Genomic DNA, 6,129 nt, shown 5'->3' on the forward strand with positions numbered 1-6,129 from the left:
TAAGGAACTACCGTTTGGAAAAGCGATAGATCTTCTCATGAGCAACACCGACCCCCTGCCCTTCGTTCCCATTCTCACCGTGATGCCGGACTACGGCATGGCGCCCTTCCTGTGGCTTGTCAATCGTCCCGACCAAGGCGGCGTTGGCTTAATGCAGTGCGACGGGGCCTCCTGGGACCCGTCTTACCCGATATCGGAAGGGCTGTGGCGGAAATTCGCGGACTGGGCCATCGCGTTCGACCGGACCCGGTTCTACGATGAAAACTACGATGCGGATGCGTGGGACTGGCTGCAGGCTGACATTGGTGGTCATGTTCGTTCCGGAGCACCTGTTCCCAGATGACAGGCGACCAACCCCCGGAGACAACGTCAGCGGCTCGGCCTGGGTGCAGGGATATCTGATTGCTGGCCCGCGGGGCGCTCACACGCTCCAATGATGGAAATGATCCTGTTCTCCGGAATCCCGGCCGCCGGCAAATCCAGGCTGTTCAAGGAGCGGTTCGTGGATACGCATCTACGCATCAACCTGGATATGCTGCGGACCAGGCACCGCGAGTCGCTGCTGGTGAATGCCTGTCTGGAGGCCAAGCAGCCCTTCGTGGTGGACAATACCAACCTGACCCCGGAGCATCGCGCCCGCTATATTGCCCCGGCGCGGGCCGCCCGGTTTCGGGTGGTGGGTTATCGTTTCCACATCGCCCTCGCGGAGGCCATTACCCGCAATGCGGCCCGCACCGGGCGAGCCATGGTGCCGGAGCATGCGCTCCGCAGCGCATTGAGACAGTGGCAACCACCCGACTGGGCGGAAGGATTCGATGCCCTGATCGAGGTCTGGAGCGAGGATGACGGATTCCAACTGTTGGAGATCGATCGTGCGCAGTGACGACCTGGAGACTCGAATGCGTCGCTTCGAAGCGGCGCTGGATGCCCCGATTCCACCGGGCTTCCAGATCGTGGCCCGTCTGGACGGCCGGAGTTTCACCCGACTGACCCACGAGGTCTGCGACTTCGAGGCGCCCTTCGACCGGGGCTTTCATGACCTGATGGCGGCCACCAGCCGCTTTGGAATTGCTGAGGGTCGGCTGGCGCACTTAAACTGAGGCGATTTCCGGGAAGGACCTTCCTACTTGGCGGGGCGACTAAAGTCGCCCCTACAGGCGCCCCTCTAGCAGCCTGTCGGACTTAGCCCCTAGAATTAGGGTATGAGTCAACATAAAGGCTTTTTGTTGCTCCACAATCTAACGTAAGGTGATTTCTGCGAAAAATCCAACCCGTAGGAGCCCGCTTGCGGGCGACGGGNGGGGCACAATGACGCGATTCCGGNAGGTCACGTCGCCCGCAAGCGGGCTCCTACGGAGCTTGATTCTTGATAGCGTCTTATTCGGAAATCGCCTAAAGTCCGACAGGCTGCTAGCCTTCCGGGGCCTTACAGGCATGCGCAGTCGGGATGTTTATTCCCGGAAATCTCCTTCGCTCAATGACAAGTATAGTCCCTCGTCCGCTTTGCGCAGGTCGTCGTCGCCGGTTAGCCACAAGCAATCCGCTTTCTTAAGGCATAGCAAAGGTCGCGATGCTCAAGAAGTCCGCGGCGGACATTGACGAAAATCTCCGCGTTGTCGTGCTCGCTAATCAGCAAGAGCAGCAAGTCAAGGATCTCGACATCCCGCTCAACATCGATCCATGCCCAACCGTTTTCAGTCAAAGCCAGCGACCTGTGTTCAGCGGCGCGCAGCAGCAATCGGTGACGCGCCTCAACAGCGTTCCCAACGCGCTCGACGAGGCCACTCTGCCAGACCGCCCAGACCGGCCCGAGTCGGGCGCCAAAGGTATCCAGAACCAGTTCCTGACCCGGCGAGAGCGGATCACCGGACAAATGCCGGACGAAGGATTCGCCATCGCCGGTCTCCGCGTCGCTGTCCGCATGATCACGGGTGCGCGTCGCCCAAGCCCCAAGGTCTCCAAGCTGCTGCACAAGCGCTACCGTTTTGCGTTCGATCAGCTCGCGGCAGGCATCGCCTTGATCGGGAAACCGCTCACGCAGGCAGGCGACCACTGCCGCGACGCCGAGTCGATACCGACAGTTGCGCGCACTTGCACCCATCATATCCAGCATGGCGTTGCCAAATTGTGAGTAGACGCTATCCGGGGTTGCTGCCGGCCGGTCCAGTCGATCGAGTCCATCGAGCCGCTGCGGATCCAGCGTTACACCGGTGGTCACCAAAGCCGAAGCCAGTTGGTCTGGTGCCAACTTGGGGCCTCCTGACCTGAAGCAGGCCGCATCGATCAGCCCCTCGAGATCACCAACCGCGTTGAGCCAATCCCTGAAGGTGCGGATGACGCCAAGCGTCACGGCGCCATCGTACTCGCCAAGCTGCGAGGCCAGCCAATCCAACAGTGTCTCCCGCGGCAGGTGCCGCTGCAGCACCCTGATGCGATCCTCCGGATTGGCACCGGCCGCATAAACATAGCCAACGATTGCCTCCAGGGAAGGCGCCGGAGCAACCAGTGCCGCATAGAGGCGGTCAACGTCGACCAATAAAGGGAGCGGGACACAGATTCCGCATTGCTCCTCAAGCGCCGCCATCGCTTCTCGGCATTGGTCCAGGTTGATGTCACCACTGACCAGTGCGCGGCCGGGAAAGAGCCCCTCGGCGAGGATCGCCACAGCCAGCACCGCAAAGTGATAAGGACGGCCTTGAGTTTTTTCGGAGAATACGGCAACCCCGTGGTCTCCTTCGATCACACTGTGCAAAAAATCGGTGCAGTCATCAGGCTGAGAGGAGGTACGGTAGTGGCCGATATCCTCGTACAAACAGAAACTCTCGGCATTCGTCATCGATGCCAGGTCTCCGCTGATCCGCAGATGACGTTGAGCCGGATCGTCGGGCTCGTGCTCGAGCTGGCGTGAATAGACCAGCCGCGACGTCCCCTTGATGCGCTCTCGACGCAACCCGCACAAACCATACGGATGGCCGGTGAAAAACTCCCGTGCCTGGCGATAAAAGTCTTTCCAGGCAGTCGGTTCGATCCCTTCGGGACAGATACTCAGGTGAACATAGACCCCCATTGCGGCATCTCCTGCGGTGCGGTTGGAATGTGCGGCTTTCCCGCTCAGAAAGCTGGGTTGCGACGATCCACACCCACCCGACCGGTGGCGCTCGGACCATGGCTGACCCATCTCGGAAAGCCCATAATTGCTCGTCTTGTTTATTTTTTCAACTTTTTGTTTGTTGTCGGCACAGCCGTCGTCCCTGAGACTTCACAGCCATGACGGCCATGGTCAAAGTCGAGACTGAAATCCGCGCGCGTGGTGAATCGCTGACCGCGTTTGCGGCCCGCATTGGCGTCCGCAGCCAGGACCTCAACAACTGGAAGAAACGAGGCATTCCAAGAAGCCGACAGAAGCTGGTTGCCGACGCGCTCGGCTGGACGCTGGACCACCTGCTTGCCGACGACGATACGCACTCGATCACACCGCCCAGCGCGCCTAAAAACATGAGTCAATTGGCGATCGCCGAGCCGATGATCGGCTATCCGGCGCCTTCCACGCCCCCCTCGACGACCGCCCGCGTCCAGCACCCGTTCGACCTGCCAACCGATCGGTACACGCTGATTCCCAGACGGAAAATCGGCCTGTCGCAGGAGAGCGGAGCGCTTGTGCTCGAAGCGGAGACACCGCCGTTGGTGCTTGACACCGAGTGGCTGCGCCGATCAGGACTCCGCGCTGAGCATGCCGCGGTCCTCTACATGCAGGAAGACAGCATGGAGCCGTCGATTCGTCAGGGCGATGTGCTGCTCGTCGATCTTGGCGAGCAAAAGATTCAAGATGGTGGGATCTTCGCCATTCGGTACGCCCATGAACTGCGCGTCCGGAGACTTTATCGCCGCTATGATGGCGGGCTTATCCTGCGTTCCGAGAATCGGGGGCGCTATCCGGACGAGACGATCCCGCCAGCAGACCAAGACGTACACGTCCAAGTCATCGGCCGGGTCCTGTGGCGCGGCGGCACGATCTGAACGCGGCGCCGCCGCCCGCTACAGCCTCGACCTCCGGTCGCGTCGCCCCGGTCACCGGAGCTGGATTTTCAGCGATCAACCCATTGAGCGGCTGCGCGAGTTGTTCGCCCTCATCGAACAGATCGANGACCAGACCACGGCGCTGGAGATGCTGGAATCCCTCTTGCGTTACTACGTCCAAGGCACCCAGCGAGTGGACGAGCAGGACGCCCGCCTGCTCCTGCAACAGACCCGAACCGGAGACCCCATCATGCAAACCTTNATCGACCGCTATATCGAGCAAGGGAGACAACAAGGAATCGAACAAGGAATCGCACAAGGGATCGAACAAGGCAAAGCCAACGTGCTCCTGCGCCAGATAGCATGGAAATTCGGTCCCCCCAGCGAGTCGGTACGTCAACGCATCGCCGCCGCCGACGCCGATACCCTGTTGCACTGGTCCGAGCGGACCCTTACCGCCGACAGCCTGGAGGCAGTGTTGCACTAGCCCTGTCGGATGGGCACGTCGCTGGCTCCTGCGCGTTCCGGGCACCCCATCCACCGCGATCAGGGACGACTATCGGGACGACTATCGGGGCGACTGTAGGGGCGACTTTAGCCGCCCCCCAACACATCGGTAGATCCGTTCCCGGAAATGACCTAAGGCGATTTCCGCCTCGACCAACCATGGCCTCTGCGGCGACCCGCCGCTTCGATGTGTACATCCAGGTTCGCACGGACCGACATCAACCCGATCCCGGGCAACGGTTCAGATCGCTGGGCTTGCCCCAAGTGTACGCATTGTCTACAGTGCAATCATTGAAGTCATCTACGGGGACTTGCCCATGGCAGTGCTCACGATCCGCAATATCGACGATTCACTCAAGACCCGACTGCGGGTCGCCGCCGCGCAACGCGGCTGCTCAATGGAGGAAGAGGCGCGACGAATCCTGCGTGAGGCCCTGGCACCACCTGTCGCCGAGACCAATCTCGGCACCCGCCTGCATCAGCGCGTGCTGGAAGTCTCGGGGGGCGCCGAATTGCCGCCCCCGACCCGCTCGCAGCCGCGTGCCGCCCTCACATTCGCAGACAACGAGCCGTGATCCTGCTCGACACCAACGTCGTCTCTGAATGGATGAAACGGGAACCGGAGCCGGCCGTCATTGCCTGGCTCGACCGCCAAGTCGCCAGCCGTTTATTCATCTCCGCAGTCACGCGCGCCGAGATCGAAACCGGAATCGGGATACTGCCCGAGGGTCGGCGTAAGACGACACTCACGGCTGCCGCGGCGGTCGTGCTAAAGGATTTTGAGCAACGCTGCCTGGCTTTCGACTGCGACTGCGCCATGCGCTATGGGGCCATCATCACCGAATCGCGGCGCTTGGGGCGGCCAATCTCAGTCGAAGACGCCCAAATTGGCGCCATTGCCGTACGCTACATCTGGCTGCTCTATGAATCCGGTTACGGGCGCAACGACATCCTGGCCCTCCTGCGTTTCATCGACTGGATGCTGCGGCTGCCCCCGGCCTTTGAACAAGAACTGCGAAGCGAACTGATCGCACTCGAGGAGCAAAAAAAGATGTCCTATGTCATGAGCATTGAACGCATGGCCGAAGAACGCGGCGAAGCACGCGGCGAAACGCGCGGCGAAGCCCGAATGTTGACGCGGCTACTCACCCTCAAATTCGGCCCGCTGTCGCCGGAGACCCAACAACGCATCAGCGAAGCCGATGCCGACACCCTACTCACCTGGTCCGAGCGAGTCCTCACCGCCAACACGATCGACGAGATCCTTCTTTAGCCGCTGATCGGCCGCGACGCCTCACGGCACGACCAAGACCGGTGCCAACACATGGAAATGCCGCATCCCGAAGCGCGGACGCCAGCCGGAGCACGTGCTGGAGTCCAAGGCTTCAGCCTTGGCGCCTACCNGCCAAGCCAAGCGCCCGTCACCGCATCGCNCCGGCAATATCGGACTTCACACCCTCCGACAACACCACCGCACCGGCCAGGCGCCGGGACCCAAGACCAGGTCGGGCCATGGCGCGTTTCCAGGCCACCCCCGCCGTGGCGCGGTAGGACACGAAGCGCGGGTCTTGCCTGCCGCCGCCGAACTGGCTAGCCTCTCATCTT

At 61.4% G+C, this 6,129-nt stretch carries 7 protein-coding genes; 6 read left to right on the forward strand and 1 reads right to left on the reverse strand.

The features are described from left to right. The first annotated feature begins 37 nt into the window (after positions 1 to 37). The 3 genes from A39O_RS0104005 (at position 38) to A39O_RS31880 (ending at position 1,100) form a co-directional block, all read left to right on the forward strand. Positions 38 to 343 (forward strand): hypothetical protein, encoded by a 306-nt coding sequence (locus A39O_RS0104005; protein ID WP_020503418.1) that lies wholly within the window; start codon positions 38 to 40, stop codon positions 341 to 343. A gap of 93 nt (positions 344 to 436) precedes the next feature. Continuing rightward, positions 437 to 883, forward strand: coding sequence for an AAA family ATPase (locus A39O_RS0104010; protein WP_040527073.1), 447 nt, complete (start codon positions 437 to 439; stop codon positions 881 to 883). A gap of 16 nt (positions 884 to 899) precedes the next feature. Next, on the forward strand, positions 900 to 1,100 hold the full coding sequence (locus A39O_RS31880; protein WP_020503420.1) for a tRNA(His) guanylyltransferase Thg1 family protein: 201 nt from the start codon (positions 900 to 902) through the stop codon (positions 1,098 to 1,100). Between the two features lie 425 nt (positions 1,101 to 1,525). On the opposite strand, the gene A39O_RS0104020 is transcribed toward A39O_RS31880, so the two are convergent. After that, positions 1,526 to 3,067 (reverse strand): hypothetical protein, encoded by a 1,542-nt coding sequence (locus tag A39O_RS0104020; RefSeq protein WP_020503421.1) that lies wholly within the window; start codon positions 3,065 to 3,067, stop codon positions 1,526 to 1,528. Positions 3,068 to 3,267: 200 nt separating this feature from the next. Here A39O_RS0104020 and A39O_RS36170 point away from each other — a divergent pair, with 200 nt between their 5' ends. From A39O_RS36170 to A39O_RS36175, 3 genes are all read left to right on the forward strand, one after another. Then, a complete protein-coding gene (locus A39O_RS36170) occupies positions 3,268 to 4,017 on the forward strand; it encodes a S24 family peptidase (RefSeq protein WP_020503422.1) in 750 nt (249 codons plus the stop codon). 824 nt (positions 4,018 to 4,841) lie between these two features. Continuing rightward, complete coding sequence (locus A39O_RS0104035; protein WP_020503424.1) at positions 4,842 to 5,099, forward strand: FitA-like ribbon-helix-helix domain-containing protein; 258 nt, start codon at positions 4,842 to 4,844, stop codon at positions 5,097 to 5,099. After that, entirely contained in the window at positions 5,096 to 5,797 is a 702-nt protein-coding gene (locus A39O_RS36175) for a PIN domain-containing protein (RefSeq protein ID WP_020503425.1), read from the forward strand. Before A39O_RS0104035 ends, A39O_RS36175 begins: the two co-directional genes overlap by 4 nt. Positions 5,798 to 6,129: the final 332 nt, after the last annotated feature.

It is taken from the genome of Lamprocystis purpurea DSM 4197 (genome assembly GCF_000379525.1).
Lineage (GTDB): Bacteria > Pseudomonadota > Gammaproteobacteria > Chromatiales > Chromatiaceae > Thiodictyon > Thiodictyon purpureum.

What these genes read in the sequence shown, in the direction of transcription:
- A39O_RS31880 (WP_020503420.1), top strand. Translation starts at nt 900, where the DNA reads ATGCGTCGCTTCGAAGCGGCGCTGGATGCCCCGATTCCACCGGGCTTC.
- A39O_RS0104005 (WP_020503418.1), top strand. Translation starts at nt 38, where the DNA reads ATGAGCAACACCGACCCCCTGCCCTTCGTTCCCATTCTCACCGTGATG.
- A39O_RS0104010 (WP_040527073.1), top strand. Translation starts at nt 437, where the DNA reads ATGGAAATGATCCTGTTCTCCGGAATCCCGGCCGCCGGCAAATCCAGG.
- A39O_RS0104020 (WP_020503421.1), bottom strand. Translation starts at nt 3,067, where the DNA reads ATGGGGGTCTATGTTCACCTGAGTATCTGTCCCGAAGGGATCGAACCG.
- A39O_RS36170 (WP_020503422.1), top strand. Translation starts at nt 3,268, where the DNA reads ATGACGGCCATGGTCAAAGTCGAGACTGAAATCCGCGCGCGTGGTGAA.
- A39O_RS0104035 (WP_020503424.1), top strand. Translation starts at nt 4,842, where the DNA reads ATGGCAGTGCTCACGATCCGCAATATCGACGATTCACTCAAGACCCGA.